We start from the raw sequence: 1,084 nt of genomic DNA on the forward strand, positions 1-1,084 counted from the left end.
GCACACGTGGTACCAGCTGTATCCGTCGAAGGACAAGGCCATTGCGTTGGATGTCATCGACCGTGCGGCAGGCTCGGGTATCGAGCACCTGGTGGTCACGGTCGATATTCCCGCGAGTTCGAAACGTGAACGCGACCTTCGCAATGGCTTCGGCTTGCCGTGGAAAGGCAATGCGCGCGCGACCATGGAGGCGCTGCTGCATCCCGGATGGCTGCTGCGCTTCTTGCGAAGCGGGGGACTGCCCTCGTTCGAGGGCTGGCGCCCCTATGCCGGGGCTCACGCCAGTGCCATGCAGATCGCGACGTTCCTGCGAACGCAGTCGCCGGCCCAGGTCACATGGAATGATCTCGAGGCATTCCGGCGGCGGTGGAAGGGCAAGCTCATCCTCAAAGGCGTCATGCACCCTGAAGATGCGCAAAAGGCCATCGCGCACGGCGTTGACGGAATCGTCATATCCAACCATGGAGGACGGCAACTCGATCGTGCTGGAAGTTCGCTGGCGGCATTGCGTGTCGTGCGCGAGGTTGTCGGGCGCACGTTTCCCTTGATGCTGGATGGCGGCGTACGCCGGGGTGCGGACATAGCGACTGCTCTGTGCCTCGGCGCGGATTTCGTCTTCGTGGGCAGGCCGACGCTCTACGGGACGGTCGCGGGTGCGCAGCAGGGAGCCATGAAGGCCATCGATATCCTGGCGGATGAACTCCTGCGCGTGCTCAAGCAGATCGGCGCCCGCGATGTGCGCGAACTCGACGCATCTTTCTTGATGTCGCCCTCCATGGAGGCGTTGGACGCGGCACGCTCATGAGCACAGGCGCGAAACCGCTCGAATCAGTCGAGCCGCAGGGCCGACGAAAAGCAGAGCTGCGTCCGGTCAGCAGCAATGCGCTCAAGTACTTTGTGGCTGTCGCCAAGTCGGGCTCGATACGCCGCGCCGCGGAGGAACTGCATGTGGCCGCCTCCGCAATTTCCCGGCTGATCCAATTGCTGGAGGAGGAACTGGATGCCCAATTGCTTGAGCGACACCGGGGACGCAAAGGCCTCAAGCTTACGGCCGAAGGGCAGGTGGTGCTGAACTATGCAAGGA

At 63.0% G+C, this 1,084-nt stretch carries 2 protein-coding genes; both read left to right on the forward strand.

Annotation, left to right across the window (positions count from 1 at the left end; genetic code table 11):
* Window positions 1-805, forward strand: an 805-nt coding sequence (locus tag ACSFA3_RS25400) for an alpha-hydroxy acid oxidase (RefSeq protein WP_435508100.1), incomplete at its 5' end; no start/stop codon positions are given.
* A partial coding sequence (locus ACSFA3_RS25405) for a LysR family transcriptional regulator (RefSeq protein WP_435508101.1) occupies window positions 802-1,084 on the forward strand: 283 nt, incomplete at its 3' end. The genes ACSFA3_RS25400 and ACSFA3_RS25405, both read left to right, overlap by 4 nt.

The sequence above is a fragment of the Variovorax glucosi genome (genome assembly GCF_051216695.1).
Classification (GTDB): Bacteria; Pseudomonadota; Gammaproteobacteria; order Burkholderiales; family Burkholderiaceae_C; genus Variovorax.